Genomic DNA, 19,170 nt, shown 5'->3' with positions numbered 1-19,170 from the left:
CAGGTCGCGGAGGCGGTGGCCAAGGGCGACCTGACCCGCAAGATCACGGTCGAGGCCAAGGGCGAGGTCGCGGCGCTCGCCGACGTCATCAACACGATGGTCGACACGCTCTCCGCGTTCGCGGACGAGGTCACCCGCGTCGCCCGAGAGGTCGGCACCGAGGGAAACCTGGGCGGCCAGGCCACCGTGCGCGGCGTATCAGGGACCTGGAAGGACCTGACCGACAACGTCAACGTGATGGCGAACAACCTGACCAGCCAGGTGCGGTCCATCGCACAGGTCACCACCGCGGTCGCGCAGGGCGACCTGACCAAGAAGATCGACGTCGACGCGCGCGGCGAGATCCTGGCTCTGAAGACCACCATCAACACGATGGTCGACCAGCTCTCGTCGTTTGCCGCGGAGGTCACGCGTGTGGCCCGCGAGGTCGGCAGCGAGGGAAGGCTGGGTGGACAGGCCGAGGTCGAGGGCGTGTCCGGCACCTGGAAGCGGCTTACCGAGAACGTCAACGAACTGGCCGGGAACCTGACCCGGCAGGTGCGCGCGATCGCCGAGGTCACCAGCGCCGTCGCGGAAGGCGACCTTACCCGCTCGATCACGGTCGAGGCCAAGGGCGAGGTGTCCGAGCTCAAGGACAACATCAACGCGATGGTGGAATCGCTGCGCGAGACCACCCGGGCGAACCGGGACCAGGACTGGCTCAAGTCCAACCTGGCCGGCATCAGTGGCCTGATGCAGGGGCAGCGGGACCTGGCGGTGGTCGCCGCGCTGATCATGGACGAGCTGGCCCCGCTGGTCGGCGCGCAGTACGGCGCGTTCTTCCTCGCCGAGGAGGCGCCAGAGGGCATCGAGCTTCGGCTGATCGGCTCGTACGGCGATCCGGGCGGCCGGCCCAACCGCTTCCGGCTCGGCCAGTCGCTGGTCGGGCAGGCGGCGCGCAGCCAGCGGATCATCGCGGTCGACAACGTGCCGCCCGGATACGTGGCGATCAGCTCCGGGCTCGGCGCGACCGCCCCATCCAATCTCGTGGTGTTGCCGATCGTGGTCGAGGAGCAGGTGCTCGGCGTGATCGAGCTGGCCTCGGTGCACGCGTTCACGCCAGTGCATCGCGCATTCCTCGAGCAGCTGATGGAGAACATCGGCGTCAACGTGAACACCATCGTGGCCAACGCCCGTACCGACGAGCTGCTCGTCGAGTCCCAGCGGCTGGCTGCCGAGCTGCAGGCCCGCTCCGAGGAACTGCAGGTCCGGCAGGAAGAGTTGCAGAGCTCGAACGCGGAGCTGGAGGAGAAGGCCGCGCTGCTCGCGTCGCAGAACCGCGACATCGAGGCGAAGAACCTGGAGATCGAGCAGGCGCGCCAAGAGCTCGAGGCGCGCGCCCAGCAGCTTTCGCTGGCCTCGAAGTACAAGTCGGAGTTCCTGGCCAACATGAGTCACGAGCTGCGCACCCCGCTCAACAGCCTGCTGATTCTCGCGCAGTTGCTCGCGCAGAACCCGACCCGCAACCTGACGCCCAAGCAGGTGGAGTACGCCGGGGTCATCCACTCCGCGGGCTCGGACCTGCTCCAGCTGATCAACGACATCTTGGACCTGTCCAAGGTCGAGGCGGGCAAGATGGACGTCGACCCGGAGCGCGTCTCGCTGCGGCGGCTGCTGGACTACGTCGAGGCCACCTTCCATCCGCTGACCACGCAGAAGGGCCTGGAGTTCCGGGTGCGCACGGCCAGCGACGTGCCCGGCGAGTTGCTGACCGACGACTCGCGACTGCGGCAGGTGCTGCGCAATCTGCTGTCCAACGCGGTGAAGTTCACCGAGGCGGGCAGCGTGGAGCTGAGCATCGAGCCGGCCCCGGAGCAGGACCTGCCGCCAGCCGCCCGCCGCAATGGGCCCGCGCTGGCCTTCCGGGTGCGCGACACCGGCATCGGCATCCCGGAGCAGCAGCTGGAGACGATTTTCGGCGCGTTCCAACAGGCGGACGGGACCACCAGCCGCAAGTACGGCGGCACCGGCCTGGGCCTGTCGATCAGCCGCGAGATCGCGCAGCTGCTCGGCGGCGCGATCACCGCGCACAGCGCCGTCGGCGAGGGCAGCACGTTCACGCTGTATCTTCCGGTCGCGCATCCGGACTGGGCGTCGCTTCCACTTCAGGCCGCAGCGGAGCCGACGTCCGGGCAGGTATCAGTGGTCGAATCCGTCGTGGCGCGCGGCCGGAACGGGCAGCATAGCGCCGGCGCATCACCCGGTACCGACGCGGCGATTGTCGCGTCACAGTCGCAAGACCGTGATGACAGCCAGGCGACCGGCGCGCGGCGCTTGCTCGTGATCGAGGACCGGCCGCGCGGCCTGCTCTCGCTGGTAGCGGAGAGCGCGGTCGCAGACCTCGCCGACAGCAGGCCGCTGCTGGACGTGCGCGGTCCGGTGCAGATCCGCACGGCGGTCGGCGCGCAGGACGCGGCGGCGGCGCTTGCGACCGAGCCGTACCACTGCGTCGTCCTAGAGCTGGACATGGCCGACGAAGGCGCAGCGCGGTTCCTCCAGGCGCGTAGCGACGACCCGGCCTTGCACGCGATCCCCGTGCTCGCTCACCACAACCGGCGACTCGACCCGGAACAGGAACTGCTGATCCAGGAGCACGCCCAGGCGTACCCCCTGGAGCTGCTGCCGAGCCTGGACGAGCTGCGCGAGCGCATCGCGCTGCACCTGACCGCTGAGCGCCCGGCCGACGTGGTGCCGCTGGCGAGGGCGGACAGCAGGCAGCCCGAGCTGCCGGAGAGCGATGGGCGACTGGCCGGGCGCACCGTGCTGGTCGTCGATGACGACGCGCGCAACGTCTTCGCGCTGACCGGAATGCTGGAATTTCACGGCATGCGGGTACTCAACGCCGAGAACGGCGTTAAGGGCATTGAGGTACTTCGCCGCGAACCGGGCATCGAGCTGATCCTGATGGACGTGATGATGCCGGAAATGGACGGCTACGAGGCCACGGCGCGGATCCGGGCGATGCCCGAGCGCGCGGATCTGCCGATCATCGCGGTGACGGCGAAGGCCATGCAGGGCGACCGGGAGAAGAGCTTGGCTGCAGGAGCAAGCGACTACGTGACCAAGCCGGTGGACGCGGCCGTGCTCATCGACTGCATCCGTCGCGCCCTGAAGTTGTAGGGCCCGACGCCGTGAGACTCTGACCGCACCGACCGGATGTGAACCGACACTGAATCATGACCCTTACCCCCACTCCCCCATTGGATGACGATTCGGCGGCCGAACCTGGCGAACCCGCTGCGGACACCGTGGCCGCACCCGGCATCGGCAGGTTGGCCGCCACGGTCGACCGGCTGCGCGTGCAGTTGCAGAACGCTGAGACGACCGCGGATGCGCGCGCCCTGGTCGAGCTGGCCAAGGGCATCCTGATGGAGCGCCTGCGCTGCGGTCAGGCGCAGGCGGCCAAGCAGCTCGACGTGCTGGCGGAGCGCAGCGGGCTACCGGCGCTCGAACTGGCCGCGGACCTGGTGAACGAGATCTCCAACGACCCGCTCACCCGCATCGCCCGCGAGCATACTCAGGCGCGCGATGCGGACCTAGCGCTCGCGTCCCTCCTCGCCGGCGCTGCGACTCTCACTGCGCCGGGGGCGAGCGAATCAGGCTTCGACGTTGAGAATGCGGCGCTGTCCGTTGCTCCTACGAGCGCTACGGCGCAGGAGGCCAGCCCAGGGGCGCGTCTTCGCGCTGCCGAGTCCGGCGTGCTCAGCGCCACCGACGCGCACGCCGCGGCTCAGTCGCTCAAGCAGCATGCCCTCGGGCCGCTCGGCGCGGACGCGGTCGCGATCTGGGAGCTTGGCACCGACGGGTCGCTCGTGCTGGCCGGACACGCGGGATTCAGCGCCGCGGAGGCGCAACGCTGGCGGCACGTCCCGCCGCACGTGCTCACGCTCGCTCGTCGAGCAGTCGTCGAGCGCGGCATTCAGCTCATCTCGGACACATCGAGCTCTGACATGCCCAGCATCGGGCTGAACCTGCGGGACGGCGCCGGCGGCCGGGTGACGCTGCCCGCCGAGCTTGGCGGCCGAGTGCTCGGCGTATTGGAGGTCTGCTGGCCGCAGCCGGTAGAGGACTTGCCGCCGGTGGTGAGCAGGCAGCTGGAAGCCCTCGCCGAACTGTGCGCCTACACCCTGGACGGCGGCCAGCAGGTCGCGGCGGACAGCACAGTGCACGCCGGGACGCGCCGCCCCGATGCGTCGGACGACGCCACTGATCCGCGTCTCAGCGATCTGGCAGACACGTTGCTCGATCCGGCGCTGGTCCTGCGTCCGCTGCATGACACGGAGGGCAGGCTCGCCGACTTCGTCATCGAATATACGAACAAGCATTTTGCCGACCCGGCCGGCCGCCCGCGTGCCGTCGTGACCGGTCTGCCGCTGCTTGAGGCCTACCCGCTGGCTGCGGAGCCCGGCGCGTTGTTCGACAAGGTCGAGCACGTATACGCGACCGGCGAGCCGTTCAGCAGTGAGCAGTTGGTACTCAACGCGCGGATCGATCAGGTGCCAGTTTCCTCCGTCGCGGCGGTCGGCATCAGCCGGCTGGGCCGCAGTGTGCTGCTGACCTGGCGGCTGCAGGACGAGGCCGCGCGGCTCGCGACGCTGTTGCAGCACGCGCAGCGGCTGGGCCGGATCGGCGGGTTCGAGGAGAACCTGGTCACCGGCGAGACGACGTGGAACGCGCAGCTGTTCGACCTCTACGGACTGCCATCTACTGCGCAGCCGATCCCGTTGAACAGGCTGGAGAATCACGCGCACCCTGACGACGCGATCGCGCTCGGCCGCTTCCTTCGTACCCTGATGCACAATCGCGCGGCTGCGTCGGCCGCATTCCGCCTTCAGCGGCCGGATGGCGTGCTGCGTTACATCCGGATCGTCGCCGAGCCGGTCGTGGACGACGCGGGCTTGCTCATCGCGGTGCGTGGCGCGTGTCAGGACATTTCGTCGCAGCACTGGACCGAGATCGCGCTCGCGGCGACCCGCGACCAGTTGGCGCACACGGAACAGGAGGCGGCCGAGCGCAACCGGCTCGCGCTGCGTCTCCAGCGAGCCATCATGCCAACGGCGCCGCGCCCCATCGACGCGGCCGGGCTGGACATCGCGGTGCGCTACCGGCCAGCCGAGACGGACCACCTGGTCGGCGGCGACTGGTACGACGCGGTGGTGCTGCCCACCGAGCAGATCCTGCTGGTCGTCGGGGATGTCGCGGGCCACGGCATCGACGCGGCCACCGACATGGTCGCGCTGCGCAATGCGCTGCGCGGCCTCGCGGCGACCGGCGCCGGCCCCGCGCAGTTGCTCAGCTGGCTCAACACGGTCGCGCACCACCTGACCGACCACGTCACCGCGACCGCGGTGTGCGGCGTCTACGACCCAAGCCGCCAAACGCTGCGCTGGGCGCGAGCGGGACACCCGCCGCCGCTACTGGTGCGCGACGGCCGCGCCACGGCGCTACCGCTGCCAACCGGCATGCTCCTCGGCGCGGTGAGCGATGCGCACTATGGCGAGCAGGAACTCGCACTGCATCCCGGCGACACGCTGATGATGTACACGGACGGCCTGATCGAGCGGAAGGACTCCACCCTCGATCAGTCGCTGGAGCACCTGCGCTCGGCGGCCCAGGTCGCGGTCCCCGCGCTTGGGGAACAGCTGGATTACCTGCTCAGGCACAGCAACGCGGACACGGACGACGACACGTGTCTGATTGGCGTGAGAGTGAGGGTGGGCGCCGCGGCGGCGGGCGCGTAGCTGCATTGGACGTGTAGCTGCGTTTGGCGCGGCGCCAGCTCGTGCGGTCAGGCGGTCTTGACCAGGACTCCGGCGCCTTCGAGCGCGTCGATCTCATCGGCGGGGGCAGTGGTGTCGGCAAGCCAACACAAGCACGGTTGACGTCGAAGAGCCACTGAGCCCGAATTTCGGTTGTCCTCGGTGATCAGCACGTGAAATTCTCCGGCGGTGCGGATGCATGAGGACCAGCTGTCAATCAGCACCGAAACTGTACGCGAGCTGGTTCGTGACCAGTTCCCCGAGTGGCGCGAGCTCCACGTGCGATCGATCAGGTCTCAGGGTACGGTCAACGCCATCTTCCGCATCGGCGACGATCTGGCGGCGCGATTCCCGCTTCAGCCTGCCGACGTCGCCGATACCCGCCGCTGGCTGGAAACCGAGGCGCAGGCCGCACGTGAACTGGCCGGCTGCACACGCTTTCCTACACCGGAACCCGTCGCGCTCGGCGATCCAGGCCATGGTTACCCGCTTCCCTGGTCAGTGCAGACCTGGGTATCCGGCACCATCGCCACCCCGACAGATCCAGCCGGGTCAATCCCGTTCGCGCACGATCTCGCCGAGTTCATCCGTGACATCCGCGCGATCGACACGCGCGGCCGCACCTTCTCCGGGCGCGGACGTGGCGGCGACCTGAAGTCGCATGACGCGTGGATGGAGATCTGTCTTGACAAGAGCGAAGGCCTCCTGGAGGTGCCGCGTCTTCGACTGATGTGGGCCGAGCTGCGGCAACTTCCGCGCGGGTCATCCGCGGACGTGATGACTCACGGAGATCTGATTCCCGGCAACGTGCTCGTCGCGCAGGGACGGCTCGCCGGCGTGCTGGACGTCGGTGGATTCGGCCCCGCGGACCCGGCCCTCGATCTCGTCGGCGCGTGGCATCTGCTGGACGACGCTCCCCGCCGGCGGTTGCGTGAAGAACTTGGCTGCGACGACCTCGAATGGCGGCGCGGCAAGGCGTGGGCCTTCGAACAGGCGATGGGCGCAGCCTGGTATTACCGCGAAAGCAATCCCGCGATGAGCGAGATGGGCCAAGTAACGCTGCGGCGCCTCATCGCCGACGAGCCGGTGGACGTCGCGTGAGCGGCCGGGCAATCGAGCCCGGCCAAGGCTGACGCCCGTCTGATAATCGAGTTCTTACCCGCACCGCCGCAGCACCCTGCCGCGCCGCGAGGCGACCGTTGCCGCCGAATGGCCTACTTCCGTGCATCCGATCGAGGGACCTTTGCGTCCAACATAGCGAGCCGACACTGATGCGCTAAGTGATCATCGCGAGACTCCATGCGATCAGTGTCCGGCGACGGGTGGATGGAGTGGGGGACTCCTTGTCGGGTTTATCGCTTATCGCAACGTTCACGGTCTGTCTGGGCCTGATGCTTCTGCCGATGGCCGCATGCGTGCTGCTAGCGCGCCGCTTCGGGGTCACGGAACCGGTGCTGCTGGTACTGAGCGGGATCGCGGGCAGTGGGCTGCTCGGGTTCGCGGTGTTCTGGGCGTATCTCGCCGGTTCGGAATTCGGGCGCGCATTCGCCGTCGCGGTCAACCTGGCGTGCGCGGTGGTGGTGACCGACGCCTGCCGCTCCGGGTTCGCACGGTGGCGCGAGCTGGCCGAGTTCGCGCCGGTCACCGCCCTTTACGCGGCGGCGAGCTTGTTCTACCTGGCGCTCGGCTATCTCTATGGCGGGATCGGTCGCGGACAGGTGGCCGGAACCCGCTTCCTGCCGTCTTTACCCGGCGACAATTTCATCCCGATGCTCTTCGCCGAGCAGCTGGAAAGCCGCCACCGGCCGCTGCCGCACTTCATCATGTCCGATTTCCAGTCCAGCGACCGCCCGCCGTTGCAGACCGGCTACGAACTTCTCCAGGACGCGCTGCTGGGACATCAGCACGGCGCATACCTGCACCCGCAGGTCATCGGGACCCTGGTGCAAGGGCTGTGGATCTTCGGACTCTGGGCACTGCTACGCGCGGCGTGCAGAGCGCGATGGGCGGTGCCGTTGTGCATTTCCGCGGTGTTGTTCTCCGGCTTCGCGATGGTGAATTCCTTCTTCGTGTGGCCGAAACTGGTCGCCGCCGGTGGAACGCTCGCCGCCTTCGCGGTGCTCTTCCTGCCGCAACTGCGCGCGGCCCGCGGCCGCCGGGTCGCCGGCGCGCTCACCGGAGCCGCCATTGGCTGTTCGCTGCTCGCCCATCCCGGTACCGCGTTCGCGGTCATCCCCGCACTGGCGACGCTGACGGCGCTGCGGCGACTGCCCCGGCCGCGGTTCCTGCTGGCCGGCGCGGGAGGGTTGGCCGTCTCGTACCTACCGTGGATGCTGTATCAGAGGTTTTATCAGCCACCGGCCAACGCGCTGCTCGAACTCCAGCTCGCCAACTCGCCGCTGCCCGTTCCGGGCGAGTCGACAGGTCAGGCCATTGTCGACGCCTATCGTCGGCTCGGGCTCGAGAAGACCCTCGCCTATAAGCGGACGAATTTCGCCTCGCCGTTCCAGCACGAACTCGACTATCTCCGCAACGCCGCATACCTGGTCGCGCACGCGTTTTCTACGCCGAGCCACGCGCTGACCGCGCACGCTCAGGACGCGATCGTCTGGCAGTTCTTCTTCGTGGGACCGACGCTCGGTCTCGTCGGCTTGGGCCTGGTGATCCTGGTCGTGCGTGGCGCTCGCGGCCAGGTGCTCCGGGTGCGCGCAGGACAGCTGCGGCGACGCGGATCGGCGGCGCCGGCCAGGCGCGGGCCACTCGAGGTGGAACAGGCGCTTCTGATCACGCTTGTGGCGATGTACGTGGTCTGGTGCCTGATCATGTTCGGCGCGACAGCCAGCACCGTGATCCATCAGGGTTCGTACGTGATCGAGGTGCTCGCGTTCGCCCTGGGCGTGCTGGGATGGTGGTCGCTCTCCCCGCGTCTGGCCGCGACGGTCGTCGGCGTCTCCGCGGCCTTCACGCTCTACCTGTACTTGCGCTACACCCCGTTCACGGTTGGTCCAGGCACATACTTCAGGGGCCCGGTCAGCGCCTCGGTGGCCGCGGTGCTGGCGCTCGCGTGCGTTGCCTGCCTCGCCTGTCTCTGGTGGGTCGGCACGCAACCGCAGCCCGGCCCCTTTGACGCCGGGACCGTCCGCCCCAACGTCCCAGGCGCGGACACGGCGATCGAGACGGTCATTCCGCGGCAGCCTGCCGGCGGCGCGAAGGTTGCCCGCGCCGGGAGCCGAGGATGAGTTTGGCGCGCTGGCTGATGCGCGGCGGCCCGTGGCCCGGTCCTGCGACCGGGTCTACTCGGCGGCGCTTCCTCGCACGCGCTGGATGGTGTCGCGGTACCAATGGGCGCTGAGCTTCGGGATGCGCTGCTGGGTCGGGTAGTCCACCCGGACGATGCCGAAGCGCTTGTCGTACCCGTAGGCCCATTCGAAGTTGTCGAGCAGCGACCAGACGAAGTAGCCGCGGATGTCAGCACCCGACTCGCGCGCTTTCTGGACCGCCGCGATGTGGGACGCGAGGTAGTCGATGCGGTCGCGGTCCGGCACGAAGCCGGCGGCGTCGGGTTCGTCTCGGAATGCCGCGCCGTTCTCCGTGACGAACACCGGCACGCCCGGGTAGTCGCGGCCGACGCGGGTGAGCAGTTCGGCGAAGTCGTCGGGCATGATTTCCCAGCCCATCGCCGTTTGCGGCAGGCCGTAGAGCACCCCGCGGCCGACCGGGTGGCCGTTCCCGTCGCGGTCACGGCCGTCCTCGTCGACGCCGGAGCTTCGCAGGCTGAAGTAGTAGTTGACGCCGAGGGTGTCGAGCTTCGCCGAGATCGTCTTGAGGTCCCCGTCCTGGATCGGGAGATGTACGTCGCGGGCCGCGAGGTCGGCGAGCACGTCCTCGGGGTAGCGGCCGTGCCAGAGCGGGTCGAGGTAGATGCGGGTACCGAGACCGTCGGCGCGGCGGGCTGCTTCGAGGTCTGCGATCGAGTCGGTCGCGGGCTTCGCCGTGCTGAGGTTGAGCGTGATGCCGAGTTCCAGCGGGTTGCCCTTGTTCGCGGCGCGCAGTCGCTGCACCGCGAGGCCGTGGCCGAGCAGCAGGTGGTGGATCGCGTGCATGCCTGCCCCGAAGTCGCGCCTTCCGGGTGCCTGGACTCCTTCGACGTAGCCGAGCATCGCCGAGCACCACGGTTCGTTCAGCGTGGTCCAGTGCGCGACTCGGTCGCCCAGCTTGTCGTATACGAGCTCTGCGTAGTCCGCGAAGCGGTAGGCCGTGTCACGGTTCGGCCAGCCGCCCGCGTCCTCCAGTTCTTGTGGCAGGTCCCAGTGGTAGAGCGTGAGCCAGGGTTCGATGTTGCTGCTCAGCAGCTCGTCGACGAGCCGGTCGTAGAACGCGAGCCCGGCTTGGTTCGCAGGGCCCTTGCCTCCTGGTTGCACGCGCGGCCAGGCGACCGAGAAGCGGTACGCGTCGAGGCCCAGGTCGCGGATCAGCGCCACATCCTGCGGCATCCGGCGGTAGTGGTCGCAGGCGAGGTCCCCGGTATCGCCGTTGTCGACCGCGCCGGGCACGCGGCAGAAGGTGTCCCAGATCGACGGCGTGCGCCCGTCCGCGTTCACGGCGCCTTCGATCTGGTAGGCGGAGGTAGCCGTGCCCCACCGGAAGTCGGCCGGCAACCGGTCGATGGTGCTGTCGTAACGGGTCGTCACGCGGGCGTCCGCCGTCGCGGCAGTGGTGTCCATGATTCTCCTGTTTCGGGCAGCGCGGCACCGACCCCCGTGGTAGGGCTGGTGATGCTCGCTATGAAATTCGGCGTCTCAGACAGGGCTGTCGGCGGGGTGCAGCCAGCAGGCGACAGTGCGCTGATTCTCGGCGTTCTCGCCTTCGCCGCGCCCGAGTTCGCCGGGCACGCCGAGCACCGGGATCTCGCGCGAGCATGGGTCGAACGCCTTGGGGCAGCGCGGGTGGAAGGAGCACCCCGAAGGAAGGGAGCGCGGGTCGGGCGGTGAGCCGGGGATGCCCGCCAGTTCGCGGCGTGGGCCGCGCAGCGCGGGGAACGAGTGCAGCAAACCATCGCTGTACGGGTGCAGCGGATCACGATAGATCTGCGCGGCGGGCGCCTCCTCGACGATGCGGCCGCCGTACATGATCGCGATCCGGTCGGCGAACTCGACCAGCAATGACAGGTCGTGGGTGATGAAGATCACTGAGAAGTCCAGCCGCCTGCGCAACCTGCTGAACACCCCGAGGATCTGGCGCTGCATCACCACGTCCAGCGCCGTGGTCGGCTCGTCCATGATGACGATCCGGGGCTCGAGCGCCAGGGCCATGCCGATCATCACCCGCTGCCGCATGCCGCCGGACAGCTGGTGCGGGTAGCTGTCCAGCCGGTCGGCCGGGATGCCGACCAAGCCGAGCAGTTCACGGGCGCGCTCCATCCGCTCGACGCGGCTCAACTCGGGCTTGTGCGCCTTGAGCACGTCAGTGAGCTGAGTCGAGATCTTGTCGACCGGGTTGAGCGCGTTCATGGCGGCCTGGAACACGATCGAGGTCTGTGCCCAGCGGAAATCGCGCAATCCGGCGGAGCTCAGCGCGAGCACGTCGACGGGCCCTGAGCCGTCGCCGGGGTGGTAGATCACCTTGCCGTCGGCCACCACGCCGGGCGGCGGCAGCAGCCGGGTCAGGCCGTAGGCGAGGGTTGATTTACCGCTACCGCTCTCCCCCGCCAATCCGAGGACCTCGCCGCGGCGCAGGGTCAGGCTCACGTCGCTGACCGCTCGCACGGCTCGCTCGCCGACGCCGTAGTCGACGCTGAGGCCGCTGATGTCGAGTACTGCGTCGCCGGTGGCCATGTGATCCGGGATCGGTCCGTCCACGTGGATGGTCACAGGGCACCGTCCTCGGCGTGAATCTCAGAGACCTGACTGTCGGCCGCGGTGCGCGGGAATGTGGGTTCGCCGCCGTGCGCCAGGACCGGGGTGAAGCCGACGCGCAGCCGGATCTTGCGGCCGGTGTAGTCGCGCACCTTGGCGCTGCCGCTGCTACGCAGCCGCGGGTTGACCAGTTCGTCGATGCCGAAGTTGAGCAGCGAGAGCGCGGTGCCGAGCAGCGCGATCGCCAGGCCGGCCGGGACGAACCACCACCAGGCGCCGATGGCCAGCGCCTCCTGGCTCTGTGCCCAGTAGAGGATCGCGCCCCAGTTCCATTCGTAGAGCCCTTGCACGCCGATGAAGGCGAGCGCGACCTCGGTCATGATCGCGTAGATCACGGTACCGACGAAGGAGGAGGCGATAATCGCGGTCAGGTTCGGCAGGATCTCGAAGATCACGATCCGCCAGACCGGTTCCCCGGTGGCGCGGGCCGCTTCGACGAAGTCGCGTCTGCGCAAGGAAAGCGTCTGCGCTCTCAGGACTCTGGCTCCCCAGGCCCAGGAGGTCAGCCCGATGACCAGCGCCACGACCCAGTCGCCGCCGGTCGGGATCGCGGTGGTGATGATGATGATCAGCGGGAGCGCCGGGATGACCAGGAACACGTTGGATACGGCGGAAAGGCTCTCGCCGCCGGCCCCGCCGAGGTAGCCGGAGGTCACACCGAAGAGCACTGCGACGATGGTCGCCACCACCCCGGCGAAGAAGCCCACGAACATGACGCTGCGCGTGCCGTCGAGCACTTGGCTGAAGATGTCCTGGCCGATGTGCGTCGTGCCGAACCAGTGCTTGGCCGAGGGGCCTTGCAGGATGTCGCTGCTGCGCTGCGAGGGATCGAAGGGCGCGATCAGCGGTCCGATGATCGCGATCAGCAGGAACACGGCCAGGATCGCCAGGCCCACGGCCACCTTCCGGTTCGACAGCAGGCGCATGCGCAGCCGCCGCGGGGTCGCCGCGACCGAGCCGGCGACGGGTTCCTGCGGCGTGACGGCGTCCACGCCGGGCGCGGTGACGGCCATCGGTCAGCCCTCCCTTCGGGTACGCGGGTCCAGCGCCATGTAGGCGAGGTCGGCCAGGAAGTTGGCGGCCAGCACGGAGAGCGTGATGACCAGGAAGATGCCCTGCATCAGCGGGTAGTCCTTCTGCCCGATCGCGGAGACCAGCTCCAGGCCGACGCCGGGATAGGAGAACACGTACTCGACCAGGAAGGTGCCGCCGACCACCAGGCCGAGCGCCATGCCGAACCCTGACACGCTTGGCAGCATCGCGTTGCGCGCGGCGTACCCGAGCATCACGCGCCGCTCGGAAAGGCCCTTGGCGTGCGCGACGGTCACGTAGTCCTCGCTGCTGACCGTCACCACCATGTTGCGCATGCCCATCAGCCATCCGGCCACGGACGTGACGATGATGGTCGCGGCCGGAAGCAGGCTGTGCTTGAACGCGCTGCCGATGAACGCCCCGTTCCAACCGGGAATGAGCCCCGGGTCGTATCCGCCTGCTGATGGCAGGAAGCTGTTGACGCCGGTGAACGCGGCGATCGCGAGCAGCGCCAGCCAGAAGTACGGGATCGAGGCGAAGAAGGTGGTGATCGGCATCAGCAGGTCGGCCAGGCTGCCGCGCCGCCAGCCGACCACGACGCCGAGCAGGGTGCCGATGGCGAAGCTGAGGATCGTCGCGACGCCGACCAGCGTGATCGTCCAGGGCAGGCTCTGCGCCAGCACCGTGGAGACCGGGGTCGGGAAGGAGTGGAAGGAGATGCCGAGATCGCCGCGCAGCAGCTGCCCGAGGTAGGAGAGGTACTGCTGGAAGATGCCCTGCTGCTTGTCCAGGCCGAACAGCACGGTCAGCGAGTGCACCGCCTGAGTGCTGATCTGGCCCTGATACTCGGCGATCAGCGAGTCGACCGGGTTGCCCGGAGTCAGCCGCGGGACGAAGAAGTTGATCGTGATGGCGGCCCACGCGGTGAAGATGTAGAACGCGAGGCGCTGGAAGAAGTACCTCATGCGGCCGCACCTGCTTCGCCGGTGGCGTTGGCGCCGGTTTGGGTGGAGGAGGTGCCGTTAGCGTGCTCTGGCGAGTAGAGCCAGCAGGCGGCCCAGTGCTCGGGCTTGTCCGCGGCGGCACGTTCAGAAGAGGCCGGCGCTGCGACGGTGAAGCGCGGCGGGACCTGCACGGTGCACACGTCCATCGCATGCGGACAGCGCGGATGGAACCGGCAACCGCTCGGCGGGCGGATCAGGCTGGCGACTTCGGCGGTGCCCTCGTCGACGGGTTCATCGGCCGGCGGTTCGACGGTCGACTGCGCATTGCCGTTGAGGCTGGAACCGTCGGCGCGGGAGGCGATCCGGTCCGGGTCGGGCGCCGAGTCAATCAGGAGCCTGGTATAGGGATGCGCGGGGTACTGCGTGACGCTCTCGCTGTCTCCGCCCTCGACGATACGGCCCGCGTACATCACTTGCGTCTCGTCGGCGAAGTAGCGCGCCGAGGCGATGTCGTGCGTGATGTACAGGATCGCCAGGTACATCTGCTCCTTGAGATCGCGTAGCAGGTTGAGGATGCCGAGCCGGATGGAGACATCGAGCATGGACACCGGCTCGTCGGCCAGTAGCGCTTCCGGCCCCGCGGCCAACGCCCGCGCGATCGCGACCCGTTGGCGCTGCCCGCCGGACAGCTCGTGCGGGAACTTGTCGATGTACCGCTCCGGCGGGGTGAGCTGCACCTTGGTCAGCAGTTGCGCCAGCGCCGCCTCGGTCTCGACCCGGCCGCGGCCGACCCGGTTGTGCACGCGCAGCGCTCGAGTCAGGTGGTAGCGCACGGTGTGTACCGGGTTGAGCGAAGCGAACGGGTCTTGGAAGATCATCTGCACCCGGCCGCTGTACGCGCGGAACTTGCGGCCGCCGCGCACCGTGGTCTGCGCGCCGTGCAGCCGGATCGCGCCGCCGGTGCGCGGATAGAGCTGGGCGAGCAGGCGGGCCACGGTCGACTTGCCCGACCCGGATTCGCCGACCAGCGCGGTGACCCGGCCGCGGCGCAGCAGCAGGCTCACGTCGTCCACGGCGTGAACCACGGCGCGCTCGCCGGAGAACGCCGCGCGCAGGTGCCGGCGTACCGGAAAGTGCTTGGTCAGGCCCTCGGCCTCCAGGACCACCTCGGCAGTCCCGCCCGCCGGCGAGGGCGTCTCGCTCAGCGTCGTCATCGTGCTTCTCCTTGGAAGATCGCCGCGTTACCCGCCATCCGGCCCGGCGCCTCGGACACCACGAAGGGTGCGGCATCCGAGGCGGGGCGGCGGATGTGGCCAGGTGTCAGGACGTGGCCGGGGTCAGGTGCATGATCACGGCGAGCGACTGGGTCAGCGTCGGCTGGATGGGCATGTACGGGTTCGAATCGTCCGGCCAGCCGGTCCAGTGCTTCGTGGAGTACTCGGCGCCGTAGTTTCCGGCCGAGGTCGGGATCATGGGCGCCTGCTGCACCATGATCTGCTCCAGCGTCTGCAGCGCGGTGGTGCGGGTGGCGTCGTCGGTGGCGTTCGCGTAGTCCTTGAGCGCCGCGGTCGCCTGCGGGCTGTTGAAGCGCCCGTAGTTGCCCGAGTTCGCCGCCTGGCCGACCGGCACCAGGTCCGCGCCGTCCATGATGTTCTCGTACATGTCGTACGGGGTGGATCCGCCGTTGCTCCAGTGCATCGCGGCCTGGAACTTGCCGGAGGCGATGTTGCTGAACCAGGCGTCGGTGTCGGCCTTGTCGATGGTGGCGGAGATGCCGATGGACTTGAGGTTGTCGGAGATGATCGACAGGTCGGTCTGGTAGTCGCTCCAGCCGGCCGGGTCGGTCAGCGAGAGCGTGACGGCCTTGCCGCTCGGGTCCATCAGGGTGCTGCCGTTGTAGGTGAAGCCGTGCGAGGTGAGCAGGGTCTTGGCATCCGCCGCGCTCTTCTGGCCGTTGACGCCCTTGTACTGCGCGGAGATGAAGGTGTCGCCGGCCGGTGAGGGCAGTCCGGTGACGCTGTCGATCTCCGGCTTGAAGTAGCCTGACTCACCCTCGTTGAAGATGTCCGCGCGGTTGATCACCATGCCGACCGCCTGGCGCAGGTACTGGTTGTCCCAGGGCTTCACGGTGGTGTTGAACCACAGGCCGTCCGCGCTCAGCGACGGCGGGAACCACAGCTTGTAGTGCGGGTCGCGGCCGGCGAAGACGGTCTTGGCGTCCGGGATGAAGACATAGCTCCACTCGGTCGCGCCGGTCACCAGCGCCTGGGTCTCGGTGTCGTTGCCGGTGTAGGTGCTGTAGCGCAGTTCGGCGACCTTCGGCAGCGCCTGCCAGTAGCCGCTGCTGCGCGCGTCGAGGGTGATGGTCTGCGGGGTGAAGGTCTTGAGCGCGTACGGGCCGGTGCCGACCGGCTGGGTCACGGTGTCCGTCGTCGGGTCCTTCATCGCGGACCAGATCTTCTTCGGCACGACGAAGGTGGACAGCACCTTGGCCTGGATCACGTACACGGACTGGGTGAAGGTGACCTTCACCTGGTTGCCGGAGACGCTGACCGTGTCGATGGGCAGCGCGTTGGAGTTCAGCGCGGTGTACTGCTTGAGGATCTGGAACGAGTAGGCCACGTCGTCCGGGGTCATCGCCGAGCCGTCGGAGAACTTGACCCCGTCGCGCACGGTGAAGCTGACCGACTTGTAGTCGGTGGACCAGTTCCAGGCGGTGGCCAGCCACGGCGTCGGCTTCGAGTTCGGGTCGGTCAGGTTGACCATCGCGAGGGGTTCGTAGATGACGTACCGGTAGCCCAGGTGCGAAGACGCCGAGGTGGCCAGGTAGGGGTTGTTGTTATCCTTCTCGGAGGCTCCGTCGGGCATGCTGATGTTCAGAACACCGGACGCGCTCGTTTTGCCGCCGTTCGATGTACCCGACGAATTGCCGCCGCACGCGGTCAGCGTGGCCAAGGCCATACTGCCCGCGAGGAAGGCGGTGATTGAGCGGTTCACACGCATGGGTCCTCATTTCGACGTGGCTTGTCACTGTGGAGTGCGCTCGCCGTACGTATGGGGGCTGCCGCCTCGGGCGCCTGGTACGCGCCGGAAGCGGTGTGTGACTGGTCGGGTGGGGGCGTTGGCGCGCCTCCACCTGACTTGTCATGCGTTGCTGAGCGGATCAGTGGATGATTGAGCGTGGGTGAATCAGTGTGCTGTTTTGTGCCGTGCGCTGTGCTGTGCTACGTGTTGCGGGCTGTGGTGGAGCCCCGGGTGACGAACTTGGTGGGCAGGACGATCGGGTCGACGGTCAGCGGGGTCCCGTCGAAGTGGCCCATGAGCGCGCGGGCCGCGGTCTCCCCCATTTCGCGCAGTGGCTGGTGCACCGTGGTCAGCGGCGGATCGGTGTACGAAGCCTGCGGTACGTCGTCGAAGCCGACGACGGCCACGTCCTTCGGCACGTGCACACCGGCCTCGCGCAGCGCCTGGATCGCGCCGGCCGCGGACAGGTCGTTGTGCGCGAACACCGCGTCGAAGCCCGGTTCGCTCGCTTGGACGCGGCCCGGGAACCGGCCGGCCGTGAGCAGCCGCCCGATCTCGGCGTGTCCGCCTTCGAAGTTGAAGTCGCCGTTCACCACCCGCCAGGGCTCGAGCGGCAGCCCGGCCTCGGCGTAGACCTCGGCGAAACCGCCCAGCCGGTCCTGGGTGCAGCCCAGCTGCGCCGGACCGCTGACCACGACCGGCCGGGTGCGGCCAATGGCGAGCAGATGGCGCGCGGCCTCCTGCGCCCCAGCGCGGTTGGTGGTGCCCACCGAGGGGAACTGCGGCTGGTGGCCGCGATCATCGATGAGCACGACCGGCAGCCCGCCGCGGTGCAGTCCCGCGATGAACTCCAGGGTGCCTTCGGGCTCGATGACCAGCAGCCCGTCGAAGGACTTGGCAGAGGCCTGCGACGCGAAGCGCTGTAGCGACTGCTCGCCCTTGCTGCAGCTGAACACCAGCAGGCCGTAGCCCTCGTCCTCGACCGCGTCGGCGACGCCTTGCAGCACCTCGCCGATCCACGGCCAGCTGAGCGAGGGCACCAGCATGCCGAGCACCCGAGTGCGTCCGCGGGCCAGGCTCACCGCGCCGGCGCTCGGCACGTAGCCGAGTTCCTGGATGACCCGGCGCACGCGGGCGGCGGTCGACGGGTCGAGTTCGCCCTTGCCGTTGAGCACTCGGGAGACCGTGGTCTTGCTGACGCCGGCGCGGGCGGCGACGTCGGCCATCGTGATCGGCACGGCGGTCACCTCCTCAGTCGTTGTCAGGGCTTTGGGAACGCTTCACCTGGGAAGTCGCGATTCGGAGCGGTCCGGGCCCTAGCCCGGAACCGATTCCGGAACCGGTTCCGTGGCGAGTATGAAACCGGGCCGCGGCGATCGAGTCAAGACCCCGAACAATACGGCCAGGTAACGGTGCTTACTTTTGGCAACCTTTGCGGAGGTCGGGCGCGGGACTTGACAGCGAACCAGGCAGACCGGGAGCCTGCACGAGGGGAGAGCGCTCTCCTACGGGCTGTGGAAAGATGGCGGCATGAGCAAAGACCGCCACGCTCCCGGCGCCACGCCCACGCTGGAGCATGTCGCGAAGGTCGCCGGGGTCTCCCGGGCGACGGTGTCCCGGGTGATCAACGGCATCCGCAACGTCGATCCCCAACTGCAGGAGGTCGTCCGCGCGGCGGTGGAGCAGACGGGTTACGTCCCGAATCAGGCGGCCAGATCGCTGGTGACCCGCCGGACGAACTCGGTGGCGCTCGTGGTCTCAGAGGCCGAACACCGCACGTTCGACGACCCGTTCCTCGGCCGCATCTTCACCGACCCGTTCTTCGGGCGGCTGGTCAGCGGAATCATGGGGGTGCTGCGGCCGCGCGGGGTCACCATGGTGCTGATGCTGGCGGAGAACGACGCCGCGCGTACCCAGTTGATCGGCTACCTCAAGCAAGGGCACGTAGATGGCGTCATCCTGATCTCGTCGAACGTGGACGACCCACTGCCCGGCCTGCTCACCGATGCGGGGTTGCCGGCGGTGCTCTCGCAGCGCCCGGTCAGGCCGCTGCCGATCAGCTATGTCGACGCGGCGCAGAGCACCGGAGCGAAGCTGGCCGCCCAGCGGTTGATCGAGCGCGGATGCCGGCGGGTCGCGACCATCTCCGGGCCGCTGGACATGCCGGCCAGCCAGGATCGTCTCGCCGGTTTCCGCGACACGATGGCGAGGCACGGCCACGCGTATGTCCCGGCGGTCGAGGGCAACTTCACCCAGGAGACCGGCGAGCGGGCGATGCTGCAACTGCTGGAGAAGGACCCTGACATCGACGGGGTTTTCGTGGCGAACGACCTGATGGCGCTCGGCGCGGTCCTCGCCCTGCGCGACGTCGGACGCAGGGTCCCGGAGGATGTGGCGGTCATCGGGTTCGACGACAGCAACGCCGCGCTGATGAGCCGCCCGCCGCTGACCACGATC

The 19,170-nt window shown here is 68.5% G+C and carries 12 protein-coding genes; 5 read left to right on the top strand and 7 right to left on the bottom strand.

Going from position 1 to position 19,170, the window contains the following annotated elements; genetic code table 11:
- The 4 genes from VN779_RS25040 to VN779_RS25025 all read left to right on the top strand — a co-directional run.
- Positions 1-3,159, top strand: a 3,159-nt coding sequence (locus VN779_RS25040) for an ATP-binding protein (RefSeq protein ID WP_325727581.1), incomplete at its 5' end; no start/stop codon positions are given.
- A gap of 56 nt (positions 3,160-3,215) precedes the next feature.
- Entirely contained in the window at positions 3,216-5,780 is a 2,565-nt protein-coding gene (locus VN779_RS25035; RefSeq protein ID WP_325727579.1) for a SpoIIE family protein phosphatase, read from the top strand.
- A gap of 213 nt (positions 5,781-5,993) precedes the next feature.
- A complete protein-coding gene (locus VN779_RS25030) occupies positions 5,994-6,899 on the top strand; it encodes an aminoglycoside phosphotransferase family protein (RefSeq protein WP_349260937.1) in 906 nt (301 codons plus the stop codon).
- 302 nt (positions 6,900-7,201) lie between these two features.
- The gene (locus VN779_RS25025; RefSeq protein ID WP_325727573.1) at positions 7,202-9,037 is read left to right on the top strand and encodes a hypothetical protein; all 1,836 of its coding nucleotides are present in this window, start codon (positions 7,202-7,204) and stop codon (positions 9,035-9,037) included.
- A gap of 54 nt (positions 9,038-9,091) precedes the next feature.
- On the opposite strand, the gene VN779_RS25020 is transcribed toward VN779_RS25025, so the two are convergent.
- The 7 genes from VN779_RS25020 to VN779_RS24990 form a co-directional block, all read right to left on the bottom strand.
- A complete protein-coding gene (locus VN779_RS25020; protein ID WP_325727571.1) occupies positions 9,092-10,522 on the bottom strand; it encodes a GH1 family beta-glucosidase in 1,431 nt (476 codons plus the stop codon).
- A 75-nt stretch (positions 10,523-10,597) separates the two neighbouring features.
- Entirely contained in the window at positions 10,598-11,632 is a 1,035-nt protein-coding gene (locus VN779_RS25015) for an ABC transporter ATP-binding protein (protein ID WP_349260936.1), read from the bottom strand.
- A gap of 32 nt (positions 11,633-11,664) precedes the next feature.
- Complete coding sequence (locus tag VN779_RS25010) at positions 11,665-12,726, bottom strand: ABC transporter permease (RefSeq protein WP_325727567.1); 1,062 nt, start codon at positions 12,724-12,726, stop codon at positions 11,665-11,667.
- 3 nt (positions 12,727-12,729) lie between these two features.
- Complete coding sequence (locus tag VN779_RS25005; RefSeq protein WP_325727565.1) at positions 12,730-13,710, bottom strand: ABC transporter permease; 981 nt, start codon at positions 13,708-13,710, stop codon at positions 12,730-12,732.
- Positions 13,707-14,903, bottom strand: a complete 1,197-nt coding sequence (locus tag VN779_RS25000; protein WP_325727563.1) for an ABC transporter ATP-binding protein — start codon at positions 14,901-14,903, stop codon at positions 13,707-13,709. Before VN779_RS25000 ends, VN779_RS25005 begins: the two co-directional genes overlap by 4 nt.
- Before the next feature lie 106 nt (positions 14,904-15,009).
- Positions 15,010-16,692, bottom strand: a complete 1,683-nt coding sequence (locus VN779_RS24995; RefSeq protein ID WP_325727561.1) for an ABC transporter substrate-binding protein — start codon at positions 16,690-16,692, stop codon at positions 15,010-15,012.
- Positions 16,693-16,913: 221 nt separating this feature from the next.
- Entirely contained in the window at positions 16,914-17,951 is a 1,038-nt protein-coding gene (locus VN779_RS24990) for a LacI family DNA-binding transcriptional regulator (RefSeq protein WP_325727559.1), read from the bottom strand.
- 292 nt (positions 17,952-18,243) lie between these two features.
- On the opposite strand from VN779_RS24990, the gene VN779_RS24985 reads away from it, so the two are divergent.
- Positions 18,244-19,170 (top strand): LacI family DNA-binding transcriptional regulator (locus VN779_RS24985; protein WP_325727557.1); only part of this gene is annotated, 927 nt, incomplete at its 3' end.

Source organism: Actinocrinis sp. (assembly GCF_035605935.1).
Taxonomy (GTDB): domain Bacteria; phylum Actinomycetota; class Actinomycetes; order Streptomycetales; family Catenulisporaceae; genus Actinocrinis.
The sequence above is the reverse complement of the archived record's forward strand: the minus strand, read 5'-3'. Positions and strand labels throughout refer to the sequence as shown.